The following is a 23,145-nucleotide window of genomic DNA, read 5'->3' as shown; positions in this document are numbered from 1 at the left end:
ATCACCAAACCCGGAGATACTTTTTAACACCTGCTGGAGAGTGTGCAGAGATAATCATGGGTCTTATGGACAGACTGTTCAGGAGAGGTGAGAGTGCGGCAGGCAAGCCCATCAGTGTCGACCAGTCCAGCTTCGACGAGTTTTTGAAGTCCAGCAGGTATGCTGTCGTGGACTTCTGGGGTAAGAACTGTCCTCCCTGTGAGGCCATGGAGCCTATCCTGAAAAAGCTCGCAAGAGAGTATGAAGGGAGAGTTGTTTTCCTGAAGGTGAATGCGGCATCCAGTCCGGAGATATCCCGGAGGTTCAGGGTTAAGAGCGTCCCTGCATTCCTGTTCTTCGAAAATGGAAGGCTGAAGGGTAGAAGAGTCGGAGCAATGTCGTACGAAACTTTCAAAAAGTGGATGGAGAGCATGATGTCCTGACTCATTCCACGTCGACAACCTTCCCCAGATTCAGGATGTTGTTGGGATCAAAGACCTTTTTTATTGCCTTCATAAGCTCTATGCTCTCTCCCGGCAGGGTTTTCAGCATGTCTGCTTTCTTGACCGAGCCTATGCCATGCTCTCCGGTGATGTATCCTCCAAGCCTGCTCGCCAGTCCAAACGCAAACTCCTTGAATTTCAGATATTTTTCCATCCACTCTTCCCCATCCATTCCCGACCTGAGTATCTGCTGGTGGACATTTCCGTCCCCTGCATGCCCGAAGTGCAGAACCTCAATGCCGAGCCTTTCAGCCTCCCTCTGACAGGTCTCAACGAACTCCGCTATGCTCGCAGGCGGAACTGAGACATCGAGAACCTCAATCGTCTCACCCTTGAGCCCCTCGTAAATCAGGCTTCGAATCTCCAGAATGTCCCTCTGCTCTTTTTTGCCCACTCCAACAAGAACGTCCAGCGCTCCGTGAGTTTTTGCTATCCTCTCTATTATCTCGGCCTTTCTGATCAGCTCATCCTCATCCATCCCGTCAATAATTATCATGAGGTGAGCCTTACCTCCGCTGTGAGGCCACCTCTTCCCAGTTACCCTTTCTCCAGCCCTTATGGCCCCGATATCCATGTACTCCATCGCGAGAGGAATAACTCCGCTCCTGAGTATCTCCGGCACAGTCCTGATCGCGTTCTCTGCGCTTTCAAATGGGATGACGAGCGTGTAGGTTGCACCGGGCTCAGGAATCAGACGGAGGACTGCTTTCGTTATAACGCACAGCGTCCCTTCACTCCCTATTACGAGGTGAAGCAGATCGTAGCCTGTTGCGTTCTTTATCACCTTCCCGCCGAGATTCAGCACCTCGCCAGTCGGCAGCACAACCTCAAGGCCAGCCACATAGTTCCTCATCACCCCGTACTTCACCGCCCTCGCCCCACCGGCATTGTTTGCAACAAGCCCACCAATCTGAGCACCCTCATCACCGGGGTGAGGTGGAAACGACAGGCCCGGAATTCTCTCAACAGCATCCAGCAGCTGCCTCAGCGTAACCCCTGCCTCACAAACAGCCATCAGATTTTGCTCATCAATCTCAATTATCCTGTTCATCCTTTCCATTGAGAGGATGATCCCGGGTCTCGTGGGTATCACTCCACCGCTCAGCCCCGTGCCGCCACCCCTGACAAACACCGGGATTTTACGCTCGTTTGCAAGTTTCATTATCCTGGAAACTTCTTCCGTACTTCCAGGCTTTACGACAACCACATCCCTCGATGCCTCAGGTCTTATCAGAGGCGGAGTTTCGTCGTAGATGTAGCTTTCAGGCTCGAGAACCACGTTTTCGTTGCCAACAATTTCCTGGAGCTTCAAAACCACACCCCTGGGGAGAGAAAAGAACATCGCACCCATCGGGCTCACTTGGACATGATTAATCATAAATTTTACGCAGCCCTAGAACGTCTGATGGAGCCAGAGATTCCCCGGAGCAAAAATCACAGAAAGACTTTTCTATAGCTGACCAGATCAATTACATGACCCTCAGAGATGTGATGCATTACGCTGGAATTACCATATCTGCAATATCCACGTTTCTCCTGCTCATTTCATACTTCATGCTTGTTTCAGGTACTGCAATTGTCATCACCGGAATACTTCTCCTCGCATACTACATCCTTACAGGCTCTGCAGGTGGCATTCTCACAGCACTCAGCCGAACCCCGGAAAATCTCACGAGATTTGCACCACCGGTTCTCGGGTTGCTTCAAACAGTCATCGTGCTTTTCCTGATCATGAAGATAAACACATTCAGCATCGCAATTCTGCTGCTGTTCATCCCGCCACTTCTGCTTATAGGAAAGAGTGCGATTTTCCGCTGAACTGATACAGCCTTTCGGTCTCTTAAAGGTTGGATTTCAACGAAAGTTCAAACCCCGGATTTCAGCATCCTCTCCACAAACTCCCTCTGCTCCTCCGCAAGCTTTGGCAGCAGAATCTCTATTCCTACAACCTCCCAATTTCCGTCAGAATCCACCGTAACCATACCTTACCAGCCACTCCTTACACACCTTTAAAGTTGTGATCACACAAAGCTTAAGTAATCTTCCGACGACTCCCGATCATGAGACTACCCGGGTTCCTGCTATTCCTGAGAAGAAACCAATACAGAAAAGAGCGAGAGGCTTTTTTCAGAGAGATTGACGAAGACATCGAAAAGACGCCGAAAAGCGAATACGTGAAATTGGGTGACCTTTGAAATTTTAATACACCCAAAAGCTTCCAGGAAAATAAATTCACTTCCTGCAAATGTCAAAGAGCATATTAAGCAAAAACTTAAAGAATTCTCCCAAGATCCCTTTGCCTTCGACGTTAAAAAGCTCATCGATGCTGGAAAACATCCAAAATACAGGCTGAGAATAGGAGACTACCGCCTTATTTTCACCATAGACTACGAATCAAGAACAATCTATGTTCTCAGATTCTTCCACAGAAAAGAAGGATATGATAAATTCCTCTAAAAACTCATCCTCTCAGCAAACTCTTCAATAGCTCTTTTAATCTTTTCCAGCCGTCCTTTCAATCCCATATTGGTCTGATTTCAGCTGTACGCTGTACCGAGTGGAGCCACTCCCTCGAATCCCCCTTTCAATCCCTTAAAGGTCTGATTTTAACGCTTTTATAAGGGCCTTTACGATTTTTTTGGCCTGAAACGACTGGTAACTTCATTGGTTGCATCTCCTTACAAAATTATGTTATACATATCCAGTCTGCCCTCAGCCTCACCCATCTTCTCCTGAAGCTCCTTCAGGAAACTCTCCACCCTCTCAACTGCAAGCTTCTTGCATTTACCGCATAAAAGTCTGCCCTCCCTGCAGTCCCTCTCGACCTCTTCAAGCTCCTCATCGTTCAGCAGGTGTATGGTGTAGAGCTCGAAAATCACGCACTTCTCCGGCTGACCTCCAAGCCTCCTCTGCTCCTCTGCTGTCGCTCTCCCACCGGTAAGGGCACGCTTTACCTTTCTGCCAGCCTCCTCTGGGGAGTCCAAAAGCGAGATGAAGCTCTCCGGCTTTGACGAGCTCATCTTTCCGCCCTGAAGGCCGGTTATGAAGCGATGGTATGTTGAGGATGGAGGAATGAACGCATAGCCGCCAATGCTGACCTCCAGCTCCCTGACTCTTTCCTCAACTTCCTCAGGCTGGGCGAAAACATCAACATGCTCGTCGTAGAACTTCATCTCAAACTCCAGATCCCTCAACCGCTCCAGATATTCTCCTCCCTTCCTGCTCCTTATCCTGACTCCGTTTTCAATCCTCTCGAATGCAAATATTGAGACTCTCGCCGCCAGATCCCGCGTCAGCCTGATGTGAGGGTCCTGATCGGCCCCTACGGGAACAACGGTGGGTTTTGGTCCGCCATAAAATGCAATCTGAGGCAGGAGGATGTCCCCCGCCTGAACTGAGGTTACGAACATTTTCGCGAGGGTGGTTTCACCGTCAAAGCCATATATGGCCTTCAGCTCGCTCCAGTTGACCTCCTCAGCCAGCTCGAAGGCAAGGCTTTTCACCCTCTCGTTCGCACTCTGGAAGTATATGACTGAGTTCTCGTTCAGCCCGAGAGCTATTATTGCCTTGATATATTCCATACCTATTTCTCTCGTCTTCTCCCAGCTCAGTCGCCTTACAGCATGAGCCTCCATGTCTGCTATGCCAACAAACGCCACACCCCCCATCCGGTTATGCCACACGATCTCGTCCATCGTCATCTTGTGGCCGAAATGAGGCAAGCCGGAGGGCATGAAGCCGGACATTACCGCAAAGCTCTCTCCCTTTTTCATCGCATCAACAATCCTGTGATAATCGCGATGTCCGAAAATTATCCCCCTCTTCATCAGGTGCATGGGTTCATCAATCAGATCGAGAACCGAGCCGAAAGGTTCAATACCGAATTCCTGAATCAACCTGTCGTAGTCAACCTCGCCGCTGACCTCCCAGGGAGTGATCATGGGCATAGCTCTTGATGCGTAAATAAAAATTCTTTGATTTGGCTGCAGAAAACTATTTATCTTTGACTGCATAAAATAAAAATCATGGTAAAAACATCTCTCGGTCTTGATGAAAACGTTGAGGCTGCTTTGAGCTACGTGCTGGGCTTTCTCACGGGAATCATATTCTATCTGCTTGAAAAAGAGAGCAAATTCGTTAGATTCCATGCAATGCAGTCCATTGTCGTCTTTCTCTCAATCGCAGTCCTCCAGAAAGTTCTCATGTTCATACCGTTTTTCGGATGGCTTGTCTCATGGCTCCTCGGGCTTCTCGGCTTTGCACTGTGGATCGTGCTGATAATCAAGGCTTATCAGGGCGAGATGTTCAGGGTGCCGGTAGCCGGAGATTTTGCAGAGAGGTACATGTGAGCCTGTCTGCACACCAGATTTTTTAAGGGTCGAAATTTTGCAGAAACTTTAAAATACGATCGGCAGTAGGAGATTCATGGGTTTCTTCGGCACAAGGGCTGGAACTTTCTCAGACGTCAGTCTCGTGCTTGAGTTCCTCGTCACGTTCGCCTTCATTCTGGGATACTACTTCGCAAGAAAAAGGGACATAAGCTCGCACTACAGAACAATGGTATCTGCCTTCGCTCTGGACACGTCGTTCATGGTCAGCTACATGGTGAAATCACTCGTTGAAGGGAGAACTGAGTTCGTGGGGCCAGCAACCATCAAAACCTACGTTTACCTGCCCACAGTCATTTTCCACTCAATAATCTCCATCGTCGTTCTGGCGATGGCCGGATACATGGTTTACCACGGCTTCAGGAACACCGAAAAGACAAACGGAAGAAGGATGCTGAGAGACGTGCAGAGACACCACAAACTCGGGAAGCTCACGATAATCACCTGGCTGCTGTCTTTTGCAAGCGGGCTTGCGATATACTATCTGCTTTACGTGGCAGTGTTTTAAAACTAATTTTTTGGCGCTCAGAAGTTTTTTAACAATTTCCACGTGCAATTTCAATTATGGGGCGCCCAAACCAGAATAAGGTCCGTGTGAACCTCACCATAAACAGAGAGATACTGGAAGCTTCGAGGAAATACATACCCAACTTAAGCGATTTCGTTGAAAAGAAGCTTTTGGAGTTCTTGGAATTCGTAAATCACCCCGTAGAAAAAAGTTTGATATGCGGCCGCCGGGATTCGAACCCGGGCAACGGGCTCGGGAGGCCCGTGTCCTACCGCTAGACTACGACCGCATCCTCACAGAATTAAGTGACTCGGGTAATATATCCCTTTCGCTGAGTTCTGGAAAGAACCTCTCAGAAAGATTTATGGCAGTCAGCGCAGAAAGGTCATGTGAACATTCTGGATGAATTAGAAAAAATTGAAAAAAAGCTGAAAAAGGGAGAAGATGCTAAAAGAGAATTCTGGATGCTCGTAGGCAGGATAAAGCGGTCGAATGTTCTGGATGATGATATGCTCGCAAGAGTTGCGAGTATCAGAGACGAGATGTTCGACAGAAGAATACTCTTCGGATTTAAAGCTGGTTTTCTCGCATTTTTATTCCTGTTTATCCTGTCTTACGCCCTACTTTACCTGATCGCCTTTAAACCCCTGCCTGACAACCTTAGACTCGCAGGCATCGTCGGTGTGGAACTCACAGCCCTGTACACCTCATTTCTCGTGGGCAGGTGTCTTTCTGCCATTTTAACTGGGATAAAGGTGGATGGCTTTTACAGATACACCCCGCTTGAGTTTGGGGTCAAGATCAACTACCTGAGCTACCTGAAAGCATCCCAGAGAGACAGAGTACTGCTTTATTCAGGAGCGATCGTTCTTGAACACGTCACAATGCTCGTCCACACGCTGTTTCTTCTCTCCATCAAATCGATCTACTGGATAATTCCAGCCTTCTTTCTGACCGTAAACCTGCCGTTCTCATACCTGATGCACAGGATGGTAAAAACGGGAGAACTTCACAGGCTGATCAGAGAGTTCAGGATTCTCAGAGAGATGAAAGCCAAATCCAATAAATAATCATTTGGTTTTTACCGTTTTTGTCAAAACCACTCTCAGCTTAAATACATGTTCTCACAGAGTATGTAAGGAGGTGATGAAGGATGATCACGATAAAGCTCCTCACGTCCCCAACCTGTCCGTACTGTCCAAGAGCAAGGGAGGTTGTCAAAAAACTGGTTGAGGAAGAGAGAGATGTAATGGCACTCGAGCTGAGCGTCACAACGGATGAAGGTTTGAAGGAGGCTCTGAAGTTCGGAATATCTGGAGTTCCTGCAATAATTATAAACGACACTGACGTGATACTGGGTGTCCCCAGGTTTTCAAATCTGAAAAGGCTCGTTGAAAAATACAGGTACAATTAAGATGGAGGTGAAAAAGAATGAAGGCACTCACAGAAAAGGAATTTGATGAGGAAATAAACAAGGATAAGCTCGTCGTGGTTGATTTCTGGGCAGAGTGGTGCATGCCGTGCAGGATGCTCACCCCGGTACTGGAAAAGCTGGAGAAAGAATATGATAGTGTTGAGTTTGCAAAGCTGAATACCGACGAATATCCCAACGTCGCGATGAGGTTCGGAATATTCAGCATCCCCACAGTGATGATGTTCTACAAAGGAGAAATGATAAACAGCTTTGTCGGAGCCATGCCAGAGAGCGTTGTCAGAAGAGAAGTGGAAAAGGCACTTGAAAAGATACAGGCATGAAAGTCATAGATTACGGGGATTGCAGGGTCGATGCCGGACTCTGCAATCTCCGGTGCCCCTACTGTGTTCATCTAAAACATGAAGCAATAGATGTCAGCCCGGAAGAGATAGCAGCATCTCTCAAAGGCTGTGAAAGTGTTTACGTTGGTGGAGCAGAACCGACGGTCCATGCAAACCTTTCAGAGCTGCTCAGAAAACTGAAAGAGAACGGTTCATACATTACACTGAAAACAAACGGATATCTGCCGTCAAAGATTGAAGAAGCTTTGCCTTATGTTGACAGGTTCGTATTCGAAATCAAGGGAGATTTCGATGACATTGACACCGTGGCATTCATGTCGGGTTTGAGCAGAGAAAGAGCGAGAAAATACGTCAGCAATCTGGAAAAAAGTCTGGAAATCGCAAGAAAAGGTGGAAAATCTATACGGCTCTGGTTCAGAATAATTCCAGGATATGTAAACGAAAAAAGCTTCACAAGAATGCTCGAAAAGGTTGGCATCGTGGATGAAATCCTCCTTTACCAGTTTCTTTCGAGACCTGACTGGGATAAACCTGTAGAGGGGCTTGAAAAACCCGATTACGAGTTCGTGAGAAAGCTGGGTGCAATCGCAAAACAGTATGCAGACAGGGTCATAATCATCGGAGACAGGCGGGAATCACTATGAGGACCATAAAAGATTCAATTACAAGCTTGAACTGCGAAACAATACTGGAGTGTTTTTACGGTATAAATGATAGCGATGCCCAGATATACCGTCTGCTAATAGAAAGAAATCTCAAAATAGAGGAAATAAGCCAGATCCTCGGTAGAGGGGAAAATTCCGTCTACAAATCTCTGCAGAAACTTTTGATTGCCGGACTTGTCGTTAGAGAGAAAAAAGTACTCCCGGGAGGGGGCTACTACTACACATACCGATCAGTATCTCCCAACAAGCTAGCCGAAGAGATGCGCAGGATTATGAAAGAATGGTGCGAAAAAGTCGCATTTACAATAAACGAGTTTGAGGAAAAGTTCGGAGGTGATTGAATGCCACCTGCAGTTCTCGGATGCCAGGGCTGCGGAAGGTGCTCACAGGTATGCCCAACAGACGCCCTGATAAGACAGGGGGGCAAGGTCGTGAGAATCGATGCGGACAGGTGTAGGGAATGCTACAGGTGTGTTGAGGTATGTCCATACGGTGCACTGATAAAAATGGACTGAATGACGAGACGGCACGGAAGGGTTTCATGCTTCTCGAAAAATATGCTGAAAGTGGAGTCATACCTGAAAGAGAACTTGACCATGAACTGATCCTGTTCTTCGATTCCGAAAAACTTGCCCTTCCCGTTTCCGCTCGCAGAGACTCTCTGTCATGGAGTATGAGAGAAATATCACTGCAAGATCTCGAAATCCCGTATATCATAAGAGAGCTTTTGAAAAACAACTGTGACTGGAAGAAGGCCATAAGAGAGTATTTCAGGAGAATCGGAGAAATTCGACCGGAAGATTTTGTAGAGATTGTTGAAGAACTCATCAAAAGAAAGAAGGAGTTTTTAATTTCAGGAACAGAGATTGTGGACATCTGCAAAAAATATAACAGAGATGGAGGAGTCGTCATAGCCGAGCTAAAAGGCGCCGGTGTGATAAGTCCCTATTCTGGCTGTGGTAGGGTGGTTTCAAAGCTGGAAAGAATTTATGGCTCTCCGCTGTACGAAATAAACAGATTCCTGATAAAGCTCGTTGAAGGCTAAAGTATATGCAGGGCCACCTTTCTTTTTCTCCTTCTGGTGTCAAAATTTATCAGGACTATCTGCTGCCACGTTCCGAGCACAAGTCTCCCATCACTGAAAGGAACGATCAGACTCGTTCCAATTACGGCAGATTTGACGTGAGATGAACCATTGTCGTCATTCCACGTTCCATGATGTTCATAGTGTTCGCCATAAGGTGCGAGTTTGTCCATCATTCTCGGCAGGTCTTTTTTCAAACCCGGCTCATATTCCAGCGTTGTTATCGCACCTGTCGAGCCCACGCTGAATACAAGGACTGCTCCATCCTTTTTCCCGCTTTCCCTGACGAACTCCTGAACCTCCCGGGTGATGTCCACAACCTCATCCCTGTCCATTTCAAACTCCAGAAACTTCAACTGAATCCCTCCAGTGCAAGACTCACAGCCTCTTCGGGGCTTTCAGCAAGAATCAGCCCATCAAGCTTTACAGCAGGCCTGTAAGCCACCACTCTTTTTCCCTCCTTGAGAGCAATCGCCATCTCGGAAACGGTGCCATAACCGCCCCCCACGGCTATGAGAGCATCGCTCGAATGGACAATGATCATGTTCCTCGCATGACCCATATCGGTCGCAATGACGTAATCACAGTATCTGTTTGCGGGCTTTTTGTCTTTAAATGGGATTATTCCAATAACCGTGCCGCCTCTGCTCTTTGCACCTCTGCTAACAGCCTCCATCACTCCTCCGAGACCGCCGTTTATCACCACCGCACCGTTTTCGGCAAGGAGCTGTCCTATCCTGTAAGCAGCATCACAGATGTCTCCATAACACTCTCCGCTTCCTATTACTCCTATCTGCATGATACCACCTCTGAGAGCAGTTGAAAAACCAGGACAGATATTTAACGGCTCGAAACAATATAAAAATATGCTTGAAAGGGTCATCGATCCCGAGAAAATAGATGTTCAGGCTGATTGCATCGAGATGAGTGAATTGTACACAGGAGAAAGGGTGAAGAATGGCAGAATTCTAAAGGGATTTGAGCTTGTGGAGATAGGCGAGGGTGACGGAATTGAGGTAATTGGAAATTGCAGAGACATAATGGGTATCCACGTTCTGGTTTCAGGTGTAACTGAGGATTCCGCCCAGGCAATTGAGAGCATTTTTTCAGAAGTCATAAACAGGATGAAGGGTGTGGAATACAGATTCAGAAAAGAAAACGTCAGAATAATCGTTTCTGAAGAAATCAAAGAAAAATTCTCGGCAGAGTGCGTTGGCAGGGTTATATATGATGCAATAAAAGCAATCCCTGCAGTCAGATCGGTGAAAGTCAGAATAATATGCGATGAAAACGAGTTTATAAAAATCATTGAAAAAAGCCGGGGAATTCATGAAGTCAGAGAAGAGAAATCAAGAAACTTAAAAGACAGTGACGTGAGTAGATTTTACGGCTGTGTGTCGTGTCAGGTTTACCTTCCCCATCACGTATGCATAATCACTCCTGACAGGCCCTCCCCATGCGGAACTCTCTACGGCGAGGCAAAAGCAGCAGAAGAGCTTAAGCTCGTGCACTACTACTTCCCGGTTGACAGAGGCAGAACCATCGACGAACACAAAGGAGAGTACGAAGGTGTGAACAGAGCTGTTGAGGAAATGAGTGATGGAACAATAACAAGAGTGAAACTGCATTCAGTTCTCGATTCGCCCCCATCCACAGGAAATTATGCCGAAGCGATAGTATTTTACATTCCGGAAGAGAACGGCTTCGGAATTGTTGACAGAAGCTGCGGAAAAAAGACACCCGTAGGGCTCACGTTCGACAGTATGGAAAAAATCATCGTCGGACGGCAGGTTGAGGGTTTTTTGGGGATCAGCTTCGCATACATGAAGTCCCCAGAATTTCTGAAAGGCGACGGCGGGTGGAATCGAGTGGTCTGGGTATCTCCAAAGATATACGAGTACATCATGGAGTTTCTGCCATATGAGCTGCTGAAAAAAATCAGAACCACGAGCTAAGCCCTGAAAACACCAATTCTGCTTTCAGACTCACATCAGCCCGAGGACTCTTCCCAGATAATACACATAGAATATCAGAAGCATTGCGCCCTCCCACCCCGTCATCTGCCTGTCCTGCGTCATGAAAAAGTACATCAGAGTTGCAACAACCATCAAGGGCAGTGCGAATGACCGTATAATCTCAGGGAAGATCACGGTCCCGAACAGTGCTGAAATCCCTGTGACTCCAAAAGAGTTGAAGATGTTGGAGCCGAGGACATTGCCTATGGCTATCTCGGACTTTCCTCTCCTCGCCGCCACCAGACTGACTGATAGCTCAGGCAGAGACGTCCCGAGTGCAACAGCAGTTGCCGCTATGATTTCAGCACCCATTCCAAGCTCGTGCGATATTTCTACAACCGATTTTACCGTGTACTCTGCACTCAGGTACAGCAGGATTGCGCTTCCCGCAAGCACCACAGCATCTTTTATGCCAAATCGCTCTGATCTGTTTCCACCGTCATTCGCAGTCTTAGCTGCATATCCGAGATAGACTGCAAGTCCGGCAATCGAGATCACACCATCTGCAATGGAAAAGCTGCCATCATATGCAAGGATTGCCAGCATAAAAGCTGATGCGATGAGGAGAGGCAGATCCACCCTGAGCAAATCATATTGAATTGTGATCTTTTTTCCCACAATCCCGGAAAGACCTATGATGAGGAAAATGTTGGTTATGTTCGAGCCCACAACATTGCCTGCCACAATCTCGGGAGACCCCATCGTCATTGCCGCAACAGACGAAGCAAGTTCCGGGAGAGATGTACCTATTGCAACGACTGTAACTCCGAGTATAAAGTGGGGCAGGCCGAGATGGGTGCCCAGTTTTTCCGCAGATCCTGTGAAGTAGTCAGAGGATTTTATCAGCGTGGCGATGCTGAGAACGAACACGGCAACCCAGAAAATCACGATGTTTCTCCTACAGCACTACTTTTTATAATTTTCCGAGCAGAAGAGAATCCTAAAATACATTTTCCAGCATTGTGACAAAATGGGGGATAAAAGATGATCAGGATCGACGGAAGTTATGGCGAGGGTGGTGGGCAGATTTTAAGGAGTTCTATCGCTCTTTCCTGTATAACCGGTGAGGATGTAGAGATTTACAATATCAGAGCCAGCAGGCCAAAACCGGGGCTTGCGGCCCAGCATCTGAAGGGAATCGAAACAGCAAAGATGCTGTGTAACGGAAGGGTTGAGGGTCTGAGGGTGGGATCTACAAGGGTCGTATTCAGGCCGGGAAAGATACGCGTAAGAGACCTGAAAGTGGATATAGGCACGGCGGGGAGCATAACGCTCCTTCTGCAGACGATTATGCCCCCTCTGCTCCATGCTGGTAGAGAATGCAGAATCGAAATAACGGGAGGCACGGACGTCAAGTGGAGTCCAAGTGTAGATTATTTCGTATTCGTGCTTGGAGATGTGCTGAAAGAAATGGGAGCAGAATTCGAAATTGAGCTGATAAGAAGAGGATATTACCCCAAGGGTGGGGGCAAAATTATCGTGAAAATATTCAGTGGGGAACTGAAAGGAATAAAATTCAGAAGAGCAGAGTGCAGCACGGTCAGGGGGATAAGCCACTGCTCGAATCTCCCCGAACATGTTGCCGAAAGACAGGCAAAGAGTGCCGAAGAGGTTTTGAGAGAACATGGAGTATTAAGTGAGATAAAAACAGAGGTCAGAAGAGGCGTGTCCACCGGCTCGGGTATTACGCTATTCTGCAAGTACAAGGGCTCCGTTTCGTACGGAGAGAAGGGTAAGCCAGCAGAAAGGGTTGGCGGTGAAGCTGCACTCGAAATCCTGAGAGAAATTGGCTCGCAAGGAGCATTTGACAGACATCTTGCAGATCAGGTCATGATACCGGGCGTTATCGCAAGGGGAGTTACGGAGTACAGCTCAACCGAGATCACAAAGCACATACTCAGCAACGCCTATGTTATCAACAGCTTTATCGATGGTTCTGTAGAAATACGTGACGACATAATCAGAATATCGGGGATCTGAACTCTTCAAACCCATACTGCGAGATCCACCCTTTATAAATAAAAATTAACGCCGAAAACCTTAAATATGAGTTTATATTAATTAATCATGCGAAAAAAAGTAAATGATTAATAGTTATATTTGGAGGTGTCTCAATGCATCTAAGCAGGAGAGATTTTAACAAAGCTCTTGCAACCCTGGGTGCAACCGGATTTTTGCTGAGATACAAAACAGAGATTGTAAATGCTTTTGAAACAGCAAAAAGCAATGGAGTGAACCTGTTCTGGTTGCAGGGGCAGAGTGATACTGCCTGTACAGTCTCACTTCTCCAGGCCTCCGATCCAGACCTTTACGATGCCGTTGAAGAGCTGAAGGTGGGAATCAACTTCCACCCGACCATAATGCCATCATTCGGTGACGAAGCGATAAGTGTTCTGGAGAATACTGAACCTGATGTCCTCGTTCTGGAAGGCTCCATCCCTACAGGAGACATGGAGTATGCATGCACCTTCGGAGAGAGGAATGGAGAGGAAGTAACCCTTGTCCAGTGGCTGGACGAGCTGATTCCCAGGACAAAGGTTGCCATCGTCGGTTTTGGAAGCTGTGCCACATACGGAGGGATACCCTCCGGGAGGGATTTTGACGGAAAGAGCCCGACAAATGCTGTTGGGCTTTACCAGTTCCTGAAGGACAGGAAACCGTCAGTGCCGGTTGTGCTGATACCCGGCTGTCCGGGACACCCGGACTGGCTGATGGTGACGCTTGCGAGCGTACTGCTCGGAATTGTTCCCGAGCTTGACGACCACTGGAGGCCCAAAGCGTTCTTCTCAAACCTGATACACGACAACTGCGCGAGGAGGGGGTTCTATGACGAGGGGTGGTTTGCCGAGAGCTTCATGGAGAGCGACATGAGGTACAACAAGTGCCTGTTCAAGCTGGGATGCAGGGGGCCGATGACGCTCTCCGCATGCAGTGAGACCAAGTGGAATGGAGGAATAAACGTATGCATGAATGCCGGAGCGCCCTGCATAGGGTGCATGCATCCCGGATTCCCGGACGAGATCTCTCCGTTCTTCAAGGCCCAGAGCAGGCTGGAGATTGATCTGACGAAGACGGTATTCACGACGCTGACCGGAGCGGTTCTGGTTGGAGCCGGAGCCTACATCGTCACTCACGCCATCAGGGAGAGCAAGATTGAGAAGGAACGGAGGAAGGAGAAATGAGGTACGTTCTGAGGTTTGATGTTCACCAGAGGCTCCAGCATCTGCTCCTTCTCACCAGCTTCATAATCCTCGCCATCACCGGCCTGCCACTTCTTTACAGATATACGGACTGGGGGATGGCTCTCATAAACGCCATGGGCGGGGTTGAAAACGTTCGAGGGTGGCACAGGCTTGCGAGCTTCGTGATGATAGGTGCAGGAATCTACCACATCCTGTGGGCCATTGCAAAAAGGCCGACTACAATGATACCGAGGATGAAGGACGTTCGGGACTTCGTAGCAGATGTCAAGTTTGCATTTGGTCTTTCAGACGAGGTGCCGGAATACCACAAGTTCAGCTACGTGCAGAAGTTCGAGTACTGGGGTGCCTTCTGGGGGATGGTCATAATGATCTCAACCGGACTCGTGCTGAGCTATCCGGAGATTTTCTCCCCCTCAGGAGAGTGGTTTGCGGCATTCAGGGTTGCACACTGGGAGGAGGCAATTCTGGCTGTTGTGTTCATAGCGAGCTGGCACATGTACTTCAGCCACCTCAGGAAGAAGTTCTTCCCCTTCAACAAGGTCATCTTCACCGGCAAGATGGAGCTGGAAAAGGCGGAGGATGAGCATCCACTCTGGGTTGAGGAGGTGATTAAGCGTGGAAGTGGTAATTGATCCGGTTACGAGACTTGAGGGTCATCACGGAGTGAAGCTGAATGTGGAGAACGGTGTTGTTAAGGATGCGAAGGCTCTCGCAACGATGTTCAGGGGCTTTGAGAGGATTGTGGTTGGCAGGGATGTAAGAGATGCCCCCATAATCCTGCAGAGGATATGCGGAGTCTGCCACAACGACCACAGACTCGCAAGTCTGTTTGCCATTGAAAACGCAGCCGGGCTGGGAAACGAGTGGGGCCACGGGATACCCGAACCGGCGCTGCTGCTCAGAAATGTCATAGCAAGCCTTCAATACGTCTTTGACCACCCGGTATGGGCTTACGCTCTCACTGGCCCCGATTACTGTGACCAGATACACAAAACCGGCCTTACAAGGTTCAACCCGCTTGTTGGCCAGGGGGTGAAGGAGGCCGTCTTCGCCCAGAGAAGACTTCATCAGGCCATGGCCTACATCGGTGGGAAAGTGCCGCACATCATGACGCCCATTCATGGCGGGGTAACCCTCGAAATAGACGAGAAGGTGATAAGCAGGCTGATCAGCATCGTTCTCGACGTCAAGAAATGGGCAATAGGGGTCGGACTCGGAAAGACCACACTCGAACACACTGCAGATGTAGCAGGATATATCATAGATGATGTCTCCAGAAAGGTCCAGGACGGTAAGGAGATTGCACCACCCTCAGACCCGGAGATCGGGAGGGGTCTTTACGACCTGGTGTCGCTCATCGTGGTGATGGCAAACATGGGTCTGGCCGAAATGGGCGAAAGAACAGCAACGATGCTGGCCTACGGATTTCTGACGGATGCTGAAGGAAAGCTGTTTTTCCCGTCAGGATTTTTCAATGGAAACGAGCTGGAAAAATTCGACTACAGGAAAATAAGCGAGGACGTGAAGCACTCATACTACAGCGACGACGCTGGTGGAGAATACGTGGGCAGCGAGGACACGAGAAAGCTCGTACCGAAATACGGAAAGAGCGGTGCATACACCTGGGCCAAGGCACCCAGATACGCAGGCACACCGGCAGAGGTTGGACCGCTGGCGAGAATGGTGGCCAAGGGTTTCAGAGACGGATGGGAATACGGAGACCCGCTCGACCTCAGAAAGAGCCTTGCAGGTGGACGAACGGCAAGCAACGCTCTGGCAAGAAACATTGCGAGGATTCAGGAGGAGCTCCTAATGATAGACTACCTCGAAAGCCTTCTTCTCCAGCTGAAAGACCATGCGGGCAAGAAAACGCACATAGAATTCCCTGAAAACCTGACTGGAGAGGGCGTAGGCCTCAGAGAGGCCCCGAGAGGAGCGCTGGGACACTGGATGAGAGCGAGGGATGGAAAGGTCGAGAACTATCAGGTCATAGCTCCAACGACCTGGAACGTCTCACCGAGAGATTCAGCCGGGAATCCCGGACCACTTGAGGAAGCACTTGTCGGAACCCCAATGGAAAACGGAGACCAGTGGAACGTTATTAGGGTGATACACAGCTTCGACCTCTGTCTTGCATGCACGGTCCACGTGTTCACGAATGACGGCAAAAAGTGGAACTTTATCGTCTAATTTTTTATCAGGCCCTTCCCCTGTTTTCTCCATGGATTATGGCTGAAGCGATCATGTGTGCTATTCTCAAACACTCTGGAATGTTTCCCTTCAGGGATGCGAGCCTCAAGTACTCTCTCGCTTCCTCCAGCCCACATCCCTTAAACTGGATAAATACATCTCCTGCATCAAAAACAGGTCCGGCTTTTTCAATCATGTTTTTTCTCGTTTCAAAGCCATCCACGTTTTTCAGTGCGCTGTAAATATCATCAAAATTGGGCCGCCTCCTCATCACAACGACAACGGGTATGTTAAGCTGTTCGTGTATGACTTCAATATCTGCTACGTTGAACCCGCCAAATGTTATTCCGCTCAGAAATATGCAGTGAACAAGTTCCCTGAATTTTGATCTTCCAAGCATGGAGATGATCCTGTCAGTAACGTCAAAACCATCAACAGCTATGCTGTCGACAAGAACGCCCTCGAGATACGAACTTCCCTCTGTTACCGCACCAACAATGCTGGCCCTATCGTTCCTGAAACTGTCATCAAAACCAACAAAGCGATATCTTTTCATCAGCAGTTATAATGGCTTTTCACGTATTTAACTCCATCTACCCTGCTCACTTCTTCAGCACTATCTGCGTTCACGATAAAGTGATAATCATAAAAAGCCTCGTAAACTTCAGGAAATATATCCCTGAGCTTTCTGAAAATTTCTTCTTTTCTCGTCAGATCCACCCAGACCTCAAAATATGGCACACTACCCCCTCAGACCGGCAATATCATACACTCCAAAAACGATTATAAAAAATAAGATTATGCCGACCGCAACCCTGATGGTGCTGATTACCCACCAGTACTTGAGAATTCTCACGAGATTTTCTTCATCCATCAACCATCTGAAAATCCTCTCAGAAATCATGCCTCAGCCTGCTCTTTCTTTCCCTTGATCTTCTTCAGCCTGATGATATTCTCTCTGTCCATTTCCTCAAGCTTGAACGTGATGTATCCTGCAGCTTCCTCCATCCTCGGGATGACGTTGAACTCGAGAGCATTGACCCTTCTCTTGGTCCTCTCAATCTCGTCAATAAGCCTTTTCAGTGTGGTTTCAATCTCAGCAACCTCAAGTATTGCATCCACAAGCTCCTCGTATGCTTCAACAGCCTCATCAATTCTTGCAGTTGTACCGATTATACCGTAATTTCGCTCACCAACACTCTTCCGAACCTTTTCTCTCTTTATAACTGGAACAACAACACCCATGATGTTCTTTCGCTTGAGGGTGAATGACGGAGGTTTGTCCACAGACAGTGCAATTGATTTCACGGCGATGACACCATCTGCCGCCATTGCAAGAGCGAGTTTCTCCTGAGCCTCCTGATAGCTCCTAACCATCTCGTCAATAACCCTCTTCGCATCTTCGAGTATCGTCCTGAATTCCATTATGAGGCCATCTCTTTTCATTTTCAGGAGAGAATGCCCCTTCTTTGCCATTGCTATTCTTCTTCTGAGCTTGATGAGCTCCATTCTCGTTGGCTGGACGTCCATTGTTTACCACCTCAAAAAATTTAAAAAGTTATTCAGCCGTTTTTTCCTTCTTCTTGTATGCAGGGTGATACTTCTCTATGTACTTCCTTTCGATCTTTGTCAGCTCGCTTTCTGGAAGCATCGAGAGGAGGTCCCAACCAATATCAAGGGTTGTCTCGATGTCTCTGTCCTCATATCTTCCCTGCTGTACGAATCTCCTTTCAAACTCATCCGCAAATCTGAGATATCTCCTGTCTCTCTCCGAAAGCGCCTCCTCACCGACAATTGCAACAAGACCTCTGAGATCGACACCCTCAGCATAGGCTGCATACATCTGGTCGTTCCACTGCACATGGTCATCTCTCGTCTTACCCTCGCCAATACCTTCTTTCATCAGCCTGCTGAGTGATGGCAGAACGTTAATGGGCGGATAGATGCCCTTGGCGTGCAGCTCTCTGCTGAGCACAATCTGTCCCTCAGTGATATATCCGGTGAGGTCCGGAATAGGATGAGTGATATCATCTCCAGGCATCGTCAGAATGGGCATCTGAGTGATCGTACCCTTCCTCCCCCTGATTCTCCCTGCTCTCTCGTAAATCGTGGCGAGATCGGTGTACATGTAACCAGGATAGCCTCTTCTTCCGGGCACCTCTTCTCTCGCAGCGGAGATTTCTCTCAGAGCCTCACAGTAGTTGGTCATGTCGGTAAGGATGACGAGAACGTGCAGGTCATACTCGTAGGCAAGGAATTCAGCAGCAGTTAGAGCCATTCTTGGTGTGAGCAGCCTCTCGATGGCAGGGTCGTTTGCCAGGTTCAGGAAAACCACCGCTCTTTCGAGTGCTCCGGTCCTCTCGAAATCCTTCATGAACTGGTGAGCTTCTTCGTACGTGATACCCATAGCCGCAAAGACGACAGCGAACTCCTCTCCTTCTCCCCTGACCTTCGCCTGCCTTGCCACCTGCAGGGCTATGTCGTTGTGTGGGAGACCAGAACCGGAGAAGATGGGCAACTTCTGTCCTCTGACAAGGGTGTTCATTCCATCTATGGCCGAGATACCGGTCTGTATGAACTCTCTTGGATACTCTCTTGCGTACGGGTTGATGGCCGCACCAATGATCTCCCTTCTCTCCTCAGGAACGATCTTGGGCCCACCATCGATTGGATCACCGGAGCCGCTGAGAATTCTCCCGAGCATGTCGTAGCTGACATTAAGCCTGATGATGTCTCCGGTAAACCTCACAGTTGATGAGGTGTCGATACCTCTTGTACCCTCGAAAACCTGAACGACCACTACATCCTTAGACGTGTCGAGAACCTGTCCTCTCCTTGTTGATCCATCGGGCAGCGTTATCGTAACCAGCTCACCGTAACCTACCGGCTCTGTCTTTTCAACAAACACAAGAGGTCCGGATACCTGAGTGATTGTCTTGTATTCCTTCATTTACTCCACCCCCAGATTTGCCTTAATCTTCTTCAGTGCGCTATCGAGTGCACCCTGGTAATCTTCCTCAAACTTGGCTCTCGCAAGCTCATCAATACCCTCGACGCCAATTATTTCATCAACGAGCTTTCCAGATTCAAGCGCCTTATAGAACAGATCGTTGACATCCTTTATCGCCTTGAGCAGGTCATACTGCTTCTTGAGGTCACAGTAGGTATCAACCGGATGATAGGCATACTGCTGGAGATAGACCTCTCTTATCAGCCTCGCAACCTCAAGCAGAAGTCTCTGAGACTCCGGCAGAGCATCGCTACCGACAAGCTGCACAATCTCCTGAAGGTTTGCCTCCTCCTGCAGCACAGTCATTGCCCATTTTCTCAGCTCGCTCCAGTCCGAGGCGATGTTCTGATTGAACCAGTCAGCAAGGATGTCAGCATAGAGGCTGTAGCTCTGGAGCCAGTTTATAGCCGGGAAGTGTCTTCTTGCTGCAAGCTTAGCATCAAGGGCCCAGAACACCTTAACAATTCTCAGAGTGTTCTGAGTTACAGGCTCTGAGAAGTCACCGCCAGGTGGTGAAACAGCTCCAACGACTGTGACGCTTCCAATGTTACCATTCAGTGTTCTGACTCTTCCAGCCCTCTCGTAAAACTCGGCAAGTCTTGAAGCAAGATAGGCTGGATAACCTTCCTCACCGGGCATTTCCTCAAGTCTTCCAGAGATTTCTCTCATTGCCTCTGCCCATCTGCTCGTTGAATCTGCCATGATACTGACATCATATCCCATATCTCTGAAATACTCGGCAATCGTGATTCCAGTATAAACACTTGCTTCTCTTGCGGCAACAGGCATGTTCGATGTGTTTGCGATGAGCACTGTTCTTTCCATGAGCGGTTTACCTGTCCTTGGATCCTCAAGCTCAGGGAACTCTTCAAGAACCTCAGTCATCTCGTTGCCTCTCTCACCGCATCCAATGTAAACGACGATGTGTGTGTCACTCCACTTGGCAAGCTGGTGCTGTGTAACAGTCTTACCGCTTCCGAAGGGGCCCGGAATTGCCGCCGTACCACCCTTGGCCACAGGGAACATGGTGTCAAGAATTCTCTGACCGGTTATGAGAGGAATCTCAGGTGGAAGCTTTTCCTTGTATGGCCTCGGAACTCTAACGGGCCACTTGTGAGCCATTTTAAGCTCAGTCCCATCATCGAGAACGGCAATAGTATCATCAACCGTAAAGCTGCCTTCATATATCTCAGATATTGTTCCCGAAACATTTGGTGGCACAAGCACTTTATGCTCAAACATCTCTGTTTCCTGCACTGTTCCAAGAATGTCTCCTCCACTAACCTTGTCACCCTTCTTGACGACCGGCTTGAACTCCCATTTCTTGGACTTGTCAAGTGCCGGAGCATCGATACCTCTCCCTATGAAATCGCCACTTGCATCCTTCAGTGCTGGCAGAGGTCTCTGAACACCATCGTAGATCGACTTCAGCAATCCCGGACCGAGCTCAACGCTCAGCGGCATGCCCGTGTTCTCAATTTTGTCTCCAGGTTTGATGCCAGACGTGTCCTCGTAAACCTGAATCAGTGCCTTCTCTCCCACGAGACCGACGACTTCACCCATCAGCCCCTCTTCTCCGACCCTGCAAACGTCATACATTCTTGCCTTCAGCCCTTCCGCAACCACCAAGGGCCCTGATACACGATAAACCTTTCCAATTAATTCCTTCACTTCCATAAGTCAACACCTATAGCCCTTCTTATCTTTTCTCTAATTTCCTCAACACCTCCCTCCTCGCCGAGGGCAACAAACGTTGGTTCGACACTCTCATCGACCGCCCTTCTCAAAGCGAGAGGGAGCTTTTTCAGGAGATCATACTTTATGACCGCAACACCAATTTCCTCGCTCCCAAGTACCTTTTCAACAGTTTTAACAAGCTCCTCCTCAGTCCGAACATCAAAAATATCCCTGATGCCTACGAGTCTGAATCCCAGGTTGAACTCCGGATCGCCAATAACCGCCAGCCTCTTCATACCATCACCAGCTGCTCCTTAATCTCATCCACACTCATATTGCTCTCCTTGCCCCTCGCTATGATTCTGAGGTTGTCCACCTCAACCTTCTTGAGAATCATGTATGCAAGAACGGGAAGTATTGACAGCGGATAGTTATGGGACTTTCTGAGCATCTTCTCAGCCCAGTTTTTCGTGAGCATGTTTTCGATCTTGGACACCGGCTGTGTTCCGATCATCTCCTTCACGCCATCCACGAACCAGTATCCTTCCAGAGACTTGACAAGCTCATCAATATCCATCGCCGCAAGTCTTCTTGCCTCATCCTCTGAAAGCTGATAGCCATGGGGAATTATCCTTCCCGCAATCTCTTCGACGGTCGCTCCTTCCTTTTTCAGCCTGAGAATTGTCCTGACGTTGGTGATGTCGATTTCCATCCTTATTGAGTCTATGAAATATTTCATATCTATGCTCTCAGCACTGAGCCTTGCAAGAGAAGTATAGTAGAACTTGTCGAGTTCATCCTCAACAACAGATAATTTCTCCCCGTGCAATAGTTTCTCGAGAATTGGATAGAACGGCTTCCCTCTGAACACCTCCACAATCTCCTCGATGCTTTCTCTGGCAATAAGGGACTTAAAGAACTCTTCGTCGAACTCTCCCGCTGGTATGAGCGTTCCTTCAATTTCTTCATCAGAGAAACCAAACATCTTGCCCCTTATAACGTTCTTTATGTTCCAGTAGTCCATTTTCCTGAGATAGAGAACAATCAGGTCCTTTGGCAGGCCCTTGGAGATTCTGATTAACTTTCTGTAAGTTCTGGCAAGATTGAGGGAAAGAGCCTGGTCAATAAGATCAACGCCGGAATACCGATATGCCAATTCATCTATTTCCTTTTTGTACTCAGTCTCTTCGAGATACCTCGCAATTTCGTTGAGATCCATATTGAGAAGCTTCGGGTATTCTTCCTCCGGTATGAGCTTCCTTTTCATCACTCGAACTCTGGCAACAATATATGCCCACTCAGAAATCTTTGTTCTCCTTATTATCTTTGAGATCATTTTCCATCACCCGAAGAGCTTCTCGTATATATCCTTCATCTTTGACTCGTAAAGCTCCTGAAGGAGGTTATCAAACGTTAGATTTATTCTGTACTCACCATCTTTCGTTTCAAGCACAACTCCGCCAAGACACTCAATATTTCCTGCATATTCCAGATTCGTGAGTTTCTTTACAATCGCTTCATCTCTCTCGTTCGAGTAAACCACATACTCGCCATCACCATACTTCTCCAGCAGCGCTTTAAGAAGCGCTTCCCGGTCACTATCGTCCAAGTTCCTGACCCTGTCAACGAGCGTCTGATAAACCTTCTCCACCACTTCTCTTTTCCTTGCGAGCTCTTCCTTCTTCATTTCGAGATTTATTCCTGAAATCTCCTGCCTTCTGAGCCTTTCAACTTCTTTCTCTGCCTCCTCCCTTGCCTTCTTGAGAATTTCGTTAGCTTCCTCTCTTGCTTCCTGAATTATCTTCTCGACTTCTTCTTTCCCAGACCTCTTAATTTCCGCAATCTGCTGCTGCCCCTTCCTGACTATCTCCTCAATTATTGGTTCCAGTGGCATTGTCTGCACCTCTAAAAAAAATGGGTTTGCTGAGGTTACATGAACATCAGCAGGAACGCAACGACAAGGCCGAAGATGACAATTGTTTCTGGGATAACGGTCATCAGCAGACCTCTACCGAAGAACCCAGGATCTTCGGCCATTGCACCTACTGCAGCAGCACCAATTCCCTGCTCACCAAGACCAGCACCAATTCCAGCCAGACCAACAGCCAGACCAGCTCCAACAGCCACCATACCTTCAACCGCCATTT

33 protein-coding genes and 1 tRNA gene are annotated in these 23,145 nt (G+C 48.2%); 18 read left to right on the top strand and 16 right to left on the bottom strand.

The features are described 5' to 3' along the window. Positions 1 to 56 precede the first annotated feature (56 nt). The gene (locus LPQ35_RS02365; protein WP_193806238.1) at positions 57 to 422 is read left to right on the top strand and encodes a thioredoxin domain-containing protein; all 366 of its coding nucleotides are present in this window, start codon (positions 57 to 59) and stop codon (positions 420 to 422) included. Position 423: 1 nt separating this feature from the next. Here the strand turns inward: LPQ35_RS02365 and LPQ35_RS02360 are convergent, their stop codons facing one another. Further along, positions 424 to 1,833, bottom strand: a complete 1,410-nt coding sequence (locus tag LPQ35_RS02360) for an FAD-binding oxidoreductase (protein WP_346297671.1) — start codon at positions 1,831 to 1,833, stop codon at positions 424 to 426. 122 nt (positions 1,834 to 1,955) lie between these two features. On the opposite strand from LPQ35_RS02360, the gene LPQ35_RS02355 reads away from it, so the two are divergent. The 3 genes from LPQ35_RS02355 (at position 1,956) to LPQ35_RS02345 (ending at position 2,939) form a co-directional block, all read left to right on the top strand. Then, positions 1,956 to 2,300 carry a hypothetical protein gene (locus LPQ35_RS02355; RefSeq protein ID WP_193806240.1) on the top strand — a complete coding sequence of 115 codons (345 nt, stop codon included), beginning with the start codon at positions 1,956 to 1,958 and terminating at the stop codon, positions 2,298 to 2,300. 242 nt (positions 2,301 to 2,542) lie between these two features. After that, the gene (locus tag LPQ35_RS02350) at positions 2,543 to 2,677 is read left to right on the top strand and encodes a hypothetical protein (RefSeq protein ID WP_346297670.1); all 135 of its coding nucleotides are present in this window, start codon (positions 2,543 to 2,545) and stop codon (positions 2,675 to 2,677) included. Continuing rightward, positions 2,667 to 2,939: a type II toxin-antitoxin system RelE/ParE family toxin gene (locus tag LPQ35_RS02345; protein ID WP_193806242.1), complete on the top strand. Its 273-nt coding sequence runs from the start codon at positions 2,667 to 2,669 to the stop codon at positions 2,937 to 2,939. The genes LPQ35_RS02350 and LPQ35_RS02345 overlap by 11 nt, the downstream gene beginning before the upstream one ends. Positions 2,940 to 3,160: 221 nt before the next feature. Here the strand turns inward: LPQ35_RS02345 and LPQ35_RS02340 are convergent, their stop codons facing one another. Next, entirely contained in the window at positions 3,161 to 4,423 is a 1,263-nt protein-coding gene (locus LPQ35_RS02340; RefSeq protein ID WP_193806244.1) for a tryptophan--tRNA ligase, read from the bottom strand. An 84-nt stretch (positions 4,424 to 4,507) separates the two neighbouring features. Here LPQ35_RS02340 and LPQ35_RS02335 point away from each other — a divergent pair, with 84 nt between their 5' ends. Further along, positions 4,508 to 4,831 (top strand): DUF4870 domain-containing protein, encoded by a 324-nt coding sequence (locus LPQ35_RS02335; RefSeq protein ID WP_193806246.1) that lies wholly within the window; start codon positions 4,508 to 4,510, stop codon positions 4,829 to 4,831. Between the two features lie 76 nt (positions 4,832 to 4,907). Then, a complete protein-coding gene (locus tag LPQ35_RS02330; protein WP_193806249.1) occupies positions 4,908 to 5,378 on the top strand; it encodes a DUF420 domain-containing protein in 471 nt (156 codons plus the stop codon). A 218-nt stretch (positions 5,379 to 5,596) separates the two neighbouring features. Here the strand turns inward: LPQ35_RS02330 and LPQ35_RS02325 are convergent. Beyond that, positions 5,597 to 5,667: transfer RNA gene (locus LPQ35_RS02325), tRNA-Gly, on the bottom strand. Between the two features lie 100 nt (positions 5,668 to 5,767). Here LPQ35_RS02325 and LPQ35_RS02320 point away from each other — a divergent pair. The 7 genes from LPQ35_RS02320 to LPQ35_RS02290 all read left to right on the top strand — a co-directional run bounded on the left by LPQ35_RS02320 (position 5,768) and on the right by LPQ35_RS02290 (position 8,864). Then, the gene (locus LPQ35_RS02320) at positions 5,768 to 6,448 is read left to right on the top strand and encodes a hypothetical protein (protein ID WP_193806251.1); all 681 of its coding nucleotides are present in this window, start codon (positions 5,768 to 5,770) and stop codon (positions 6,446 to 6,448) included. 83 nt (positions 6,449 to 6,531) lie between these two features. Beyond that, complete coding sequence (locus LPQ35_RS02315) at positions 6,532 to 6,792, top strand: thioredoxin family protein (RefSeq protein WP_193806253.1); 261 nt, start codon at positions 6,532 to 6,534, stop codon at positions 6,790 to 6,792. Positions 6,793 to 6,809: 17 nt separating this feature from the next. Continuing rightward, positions 6,810 to 7,133 carry a thioredoxin gene (trxA, locus tag LPQ35_RS02310; RefSeq protein WP_193806255.1) on the top strand — a complete coding sequence of 108 codons (324 nt, stop codon included), beginning with the start codon at positions 6,810 to 6,812 and terminating at the stop codon, positions 7,131 to 7,133. Next, on the top strand, positions 7,130 to 7,798 hold the full coding sequence (locus LPQ35_RS02305) for a radical SAM protein (protein ID WP_193806257.1): 669 nt from the start codon (positions 7,130 to 7,132) through the stop codon (positions 7,796 to 7,798). The genes trxA and LPQ35_RS02305 overlap by 4 nt, the downstream gene beginning before the upstream one ends. After that, positions 7,795 to 8,160 (top strand): helix-turn-helix domain-containing protein, encoded by a 366-nt coding sequence (locus LPQ35_RS02300; RefSeq protein WP_193806259.1) that lies wholly within the window; start codon positions 7,795 to 7,797, stop codon positions 8,158 to 8,160. Before LPQ35_RS02305 ends, LPQ35_RS02300 begins: the two co-directional genes overlap by 4 nt. Then, a complete protein-coding gene (locus LPQ35_RS02295) occupies positions 8,161 to 8,334 on the top strand; it encodes a 4Fe-4S binding protein (RefSeq protein ID WP_193806260.1) in 174 nt (57 codons plus the stop codon). It abuts the gene before it with no gap. Positions 8,335 to 8,360: 26 nt separating this feature from the next. Next, the gene (locus LPQ35_RS02290) at positions 8,361 to 8,864 is read left to right on the top strand and encodes a hypothetical protein (protein ID WP_193806261.1); all 504 of its coding nucleotides are present in this window, start codon (positions 8,361 to 8,363) and stop codon (positions 8,862 to 8,864) included. Here the strand turns inward: LPQ35_RS02290 and LPQ35_RS02285 are convergent. Together LPQ35_RS02285 and LPQ35_RS02280 are read right to left on the bottom strand one after the other, a co-directional pair. After that, positions 8,861 to 9,259, bottom strand: a complete 399-nt coding sequence (locus LPQ35_RS02285) for a secondary thiamine-phosphate synthase enzyme YjbQ (RefSeq protein ID WP_346297669.1) — start codon at positions 9,257 to 9,259, stop codon at positions 8,861 to 8,863. The genes LPQ35_RS02290 and LPQ35_RS02285 overlap by 4 nt on opposite strands. Further along, a complete protein-coding gene (locus LPQ35_RS02280; protein ID WP_193806262.1) occupies positions 9,256 to 9,702 on the bottom strand; it encodes a TIGR00725 family protein in 447 nt (148 codons plus the stop codon). Before LPQ35_RS02280 ends, LPQ35_RS02285 begins: the two co-directional genes overlap by 4 nt. A 67-nt stretch (positions 9,703 to 9,769) precedes the next feature. On the opposite strand from LPQ35_RS02280, the gene LPQ35_RS02275 reads away from it, so the two are divergent. Next, entirely contained in the window at positions 9,770 to 10,858 is a 1,089-nt protein-coding gene (locus tag LPQ35_RS02275; protein WP_193806263.1) for a hypothetical protein, read from the top strand. A gap of 30 nt (positions 10,859 to 10,888) precedes the next feature. On the opposite strand, the gene LPQ35_RS02270 is transcribed toward LPQ35_RS02275, so the two are convergent. Then, the gene (locus LPQ35_RS02270; protein ID WP_203218938.1) at positions 10,889 to 11,806 is read right to left on the bottom strand and encodes a calcium/sodium antiporter; all 918 of its coding nucleotides are present in this window, start codon (positions 11,804 to 11,806) and stop codon (positions 10,889 to 10,891) included. 96 nt (positions 11,807 to 11,902) lie between these two features. On the opposite strand from LPQ35_RS02270, the gene rtcA reads away from it, so the two are divergent. The 4 genes from rtcA (at position 11,903) to LPQ35_RS02250 (ending at position 16,311) form a co-directional block, all read left to right on the top strand. Next, complete coding sequence (rtcA, locus tag LPQ35_RS02265; RefSeq protein ID WP_193806264.1) at positions 11,903 to 12,898, top strand: RNA 3'-terminal phosphate cyclase; 996 nt, start codon at positions 11,903 to 11,905, stop codon at positions 12,896 to 12,898. Positions 12,899 to 13,032: 134 nt separating this feature from the next. Continuing rightward, on the top strand, positions 13,033 to 14,100 hold the full coding sequence (locus tag LPQ35_RS02260; RefSeq protein ID WP_193806265.1) for a hydrogenase small subunit: 1,068 nt from the start codon (positions 13,033 to 13,035) through the stop codon (positions 14,098 to 14,100). Next, positions 14,097 to 14,753 (top strand): cytochrome b/b6 domain-containing protein, encoded by a 657-nt coding sequence (locus tag LPQ35_RS02255; protein ID WP_193806266.1) that lies wholly within the window; start codon positions 14,097 to 14,099, stop codon positions 14,751 to 14,753. Before LPQ35_RS02260 ends, LPQ35_RS02255 begins: the two co-directional genes overlap by 4 nt. Continuing rightward, positions 14,737 to 16,311, top strand: a complete 1,575-nt coding sequence (locus LPQ35_RS02250; RefSeq protein WP_193806267.1) for a nickel-dependent hydrogenase large subunit — start codon at positions 14,737 to 14,739, stop codon at positions 16,309 to 16,311. The genes LPQ35_RS02255 and LPQ35_RS02250 overlap by 17 nt, the downstream gene beginning before the upstream one ends. Before the next feature lie 7 nt (positions 16,312 to 16,318). Here the strand turns inward: LPQ35_RS02250 and LPQ35_RS02245 are convergent, their stop codons facing one another. Genes LPQ35_RS02245 through LPQ35_RS02200 form a run of 10 tightly spaced genes read right to left on the bottom strand, consistent with a single transcriptional unit; the run spans position 16,319 to position 23,143 of the window. Next, entirely contained in the window at positions 16,319 to 16,867 is a 549-nt protein-coding gene (locus LPQ35_RS02245) for a DUF99 family protein (protein WP_193806269.1), read from the bottom strand. Then, positions 16,867 to 17,052 carry a hypothetical protein gene (locus LPQ35_RS02240; RefSeq protein ID WP_193806270.1) on the bottom strand — a complete coding sequence of 62 codons (186 nt, stop codon included), beginning with the start codon at positions 17,050 to 17,052 and terminating at the stop codon, positions 16,867 to 16,869. Before LPQ35_RS02240 ends, LPQ35_RS02245 begins: the two co-directional genes overlap by 1 nt. A gap of 1 nt (position 17,053) precedes the next feature. After that, complete coding sequence (locus LPQ35_RS02235; protein WP_193363915.1) at positions 17,054 to 17,215, bottom strand: hypothetical protein; 162 nt, start codon at positions 17,213 to 17,215, stop codon at positions 17,054 to 17,056. After that, positions 17,212 to 17,841, bottom strand: coding sequence for a V-type ATP synthase subunit D (locus tag LPQ35_RS02230; RefSeq protein WP_193806271.1), 630 nt, complete (start codon positions 17,839 to 17,841; stop codon positions 17,212 to 17,214). Before LPQ35_RS02230 ends, LPQ35_RS02235 begins: the two co-directional genes overlap by 4 nt. 28 nt (positions 17,842 to 17,869) lie before the next feature. Beyond that, positions 17,870 to 19,261 carry an ATP synthase subunit B gene (locus LPQ35_RS02225; protein WP_193806272.1) on the bottom strand — a complete coding sequence of 464 codons (1,392 nt, stop codon included), beginning with the start codon at positions 19,259 to 19,261 and terminating at the stop codon, positions 17,870 to 17,872. After that, positions 19,262 to 20,998, bottom strand: a complete 1,737-nt coding sequence (locus LPQ35_RS02220) for an ATP synthase subunit A (RefSeq protein WP_193806273.1) — start codon at positions 20,996 to 20,998, stop codon at positions 19,262 to 19,264. Next, positions 20,989 to 21,294: a V-type ATP synthase subunit F gene (locus LPQ35_RS02215; RefSeq protein ID WP_193806274.1), complete on the bottom strand. Its 306-nt coding sequence runs from the start codon at positions 21,292 to 21,294 to the stop codon at positions 20,989 to 20,991. The genes LPQ35_RS02220 and LPQ35_RS02215 overlap by 10 nt, the downstream gene beginning before the upstream one ends. Then, complete coding sequence (locus tag LPQ35_RS02210; protein WP_193806275.1) at positions 21,291 to 22,334, bottom strand: V-type ATP synthase subunit C; 1,044 nt, start codon at positions 22,332 to 22,334, stop codon at positions 21,291 to 21,293. The genes LPQ35_RS02215 and LPQ35_RS02210 overlap by 4 nt, the downstream gene beginning before the upstream one ends. A 6-nt stretch (positions 22,335 to 22,340) precedes the next feature. After that, positions 22,341 to 22,892, bottom strand: coding sequence for a V-type ATP synthase subunit E (locus LPQ35_RS02205; RefSeq protein ID WP_193806277.1), 552 nt, complete (start codon positions 22,890 to 22,892; stop codon positions 22,341 to 22,343). 35 nt (positions 22,893 to 22,927) lie between these two features. Continuing rightward, positions 22,928 to 23,143, bottom strand: coding sequence for an ATPase (locus LPQ35_RS02200; RefSeq protein ID WP_048092713.1), 216 nt, complete (start codon positions 23,141 to 23,143; stop codon positions 22,928 to 22,930). Positions 23,144 to 23,145: the final 2 nt, after the last annotated feature.

Origin of the sequence: Geoglobus acetivorans, from assembly GCF_039641995.1 — an archaeon.
GTDB classification, from domain to species: domain Archaea; phylum Halobacteriota; class Archaeoglobi; order Archaeoglobales; family Archaeoglobaceae; genus Geoglobus; species Geoglobus acetivorans.
The sequence above is the reverse complement of the archived record's forward strand: the minus strand, read 5'-3'. Positions and strand labels throughout refer to the sequence as shown.

Coding starts and splice junctions, on each gene's coding strand:
- LPQ35_RS02365 (WP_193806238.1), top strand. CDS start 57: ATGGGTCTTATGGACAGACTGTTCAGGAGAGGTGAGAGTGCGGCAGGC.
- LPQ35_RS02360 (WP_346297671.1), bottom strand. CDS start 1,833: ATGGGTGCGATGTTCTTTTCTCTCCCCAGGGGTGTGGTTTTGAAGCTC.
- LPQ35_RS02355 (WP_193806240.1), top strand. CDS start 1,956: ATGACCCTCAGAGATGTGATGCATTACGCTGGAATTACCATATCTGCA.
- LPQ35_RS02350 (WP_346297670.1), top strand. CDS start 2,543: ATGAGACTACCCGGGTTCCTGCTATTCCTGAGAAGAAACCAATACAGA.
- LPQ35_RS02340 (WP_193806244.1), bottom strand. CDS start 4,423: ATGATCACTCCCTGGGAGGTCAGCGGCGAGGTTGACTACGACAGGTTG.
- LPQ35_RS02335 (WP_193806246.1), top strand. CDS start 4,508: ATGGTAAAAACATCTCTCGGTCTTGATGAAAACGTTGAGGCTGCTTTG.
- LPQ35_RS02330 (WP_193806249.1), top strand. CDS start 4,908: ATGGGTTTCTTCGGCACAAGGGCTGGAACTTTCTCAGACGTCAGTCTC.
- LPQ35_RS02315 (WP_193806253.1), top strand. CDS start 6,532: ATGATCACGATAAAGCTCCTCACGTCCCCAACCTGTCCGTACTGTCCA.
- trxA (WP_193806255.1), top strand. CDS start 6,810: ATGAAGGCACTCACAGAAAAGGAATTTGATGAGGAAATAAACAAGGAT.
- LPQ35_RS02305 (WP_193806257.1), top strand. CDS start 7,130: ATGAAAGTCATAGATTACGGGGATTGCAGGGTCGATGCCGGACTCTGC.
- LPQ35_RS02300 (WP_193806259.1), top strand. CDS start 7,795: ATGAGGACCATAAAAGATTCAATTACAAGCTTGAACTGCGAAACAATA.
- LPQ35_RS02295 (WP_193806260.1), top strand. CDS start 8,161: ATGCCACCTGCAGTTCTCGGATGCCAGGGCTGCGGAAGGTGCTCACAG.
- LPQ35_RS02290 (WP_193806261.1), top strand. CDS start 8,361: ATGCTTCTCGAAAAATATGCTGAAAGTGGAGTCATACCTGAAAGAGAA.
- LPQ35_RS02280 (WP_193806262.1), bottom strand. CDS start 9,702: ATGCAGATAGGAGTAATAGGAAGCGGAGAGTGTTATGGAGACATCTGT.
- LPQ35_RS02275 (WP_193806263.1), top strand. CDS start 9,770: ATGCTTGAAAGGGTCATCGATCCCGAGAAAATAGATGTTCAGGCTGAT.
- rtcA (WP_193806264.1), top strand. CDS start 11,903: ATGATCAGGATCGACGGAAGTTATGGCGAGGGTGGTGGGCAGATTTTA.
- LPQ35_RS02260 (WP_193806265.1), top strand. CDS start 13,033: ATGCATCTAAGCAGGAGAGATTTTAACAAAGCTCTTGCAACCCTGGGT.
- LPQ35_RS02255 (WP_193806266.1), top strand. CDS start 14,097: ATGAGGTACGTTCTGAGGTTTGATGTTCACCAGAGGCTCCAGCATCTG.
- LPQ35_RS02245 (WP_193806269.1), bottom strand. CDS start 16,867: ATGAAAAGATATCGCTTTGTTGGTTTTGATGACAGTTTCAGGAACGAT.
- LPQ35_RS02235 (WP_193363915.1), bottom strand. CDS start 17,215: ATGATTTCTGAGAGGATTTTCAGATGGTTGATGGATGAAGAAAATCTC.
- LPQ35_RS02230 (WP_193806271.1), bottom strand. CDS start 17,841: ATGGACGTCCAGCCAACGAGAATGGAGCTCATCAAGCTCAGAAGAAGA.
- LPQ35_RS02225 (WP_193806272.1), bottom strand. CDS start 19,261: ATGAAGGAATACAAGACAATCACTCAGGTATCCGGACCTCTTGTGTTT.
- LPQ35_RS02220 (WP_193806273.1), bottom strand. CDS start 20,998: ATGGAAGTGAAGGAATTAATTGGAAAGGTTTATCGTGTATCAGGGCCC.
- LPQ35_RS02215 (WP_193806274.1), bottom strand. CDS start 21,294: ATGAAGAGGCTGGCGGTTATTGGCGATCCGGAGTTCAACCTGGGATTC.
- LPQ35_RS02210 (WP_193806275.1), bottom strand. CDS start 22,334: ATGATCTCAAAGATAATAAGGAGAACAAAGATTTCTGAGTGGGCATAT.
- LPQ35_RS02205 (WP_193806277.1), bottom strand. CDS start 22,892: ATGCCACTGGAACCAATAATTGAGGAGATAGTCAGGAAGGGGCAGCAG.
- LPQ35_RS02200 (WP_048092713.1), bottom strand. CDS start 23,143: ATGGCGGTTGAAGGTATGGTGGCTGTTGGAGCTGGTCTGGCTGTTGGT.